Below are 421 nucleotides of genomic sequence, written 5' to 3'. Positions count from 1 at the left end.
GGACGGTACAGCACCAGCGTCTTGCCGATAACCTGCACGTTTGCGGCTTTGGTTTCGCGCACGATAGCCTCTACCACCAGGGTTTTTGTCTCACGGTCTTCCGTCGCGATTTTTACCTTGATGAGCTCATGGTGCTCCAGTGCCTGTTCGATTTCGGCCAGCACCCCTTCGGTCAGACCGTTGTTGCCTAACATCACGACAGGCTTCAGCGGATGGGCCAGTCCTTTCAGGTGCTGTTTTTGTTTGGTACTCAGATTCATCGTATTTTTTACTTACATTGGGATTGAAAACGGGTCATTCTACCGCCATCTCGGGTATATCACCAAATCGGCATGCTGATTTGTGCGGTTTATTTATCGCATACGTTGAATCATAGTTGGAAATTGTATGACTGGTAAAAAGCGTTCGGCCAGTTCCAGCC

1 protein-coding gene is annotated in these 421 nt (G+C 49.4%); it reads right to left on the bottom strand.

Annotation, left to right across the window (positions count from 1 at the left end; genetic code table 11):
• Positions 1-260: ribosome assembly RNA-binding protein YhbY (gene yhbY, locus AC1DNI_RS22795; RefSeq protein ID WP_477693530.1), on the bottom strand; the 260-nt coding region annotated here is incomplete at its 3' end.
• Positions 261-421 lie beyond the last annotated feature (161 nt).

The organism is Phyllobacterium sp. 01N428 (assembly GCF_056399405.1).
The sequence above is the reverse complement of the archived record's forward strand: the minus strand, read 5'-3'. Positions and strand labels throughout refer to the sequence as shown.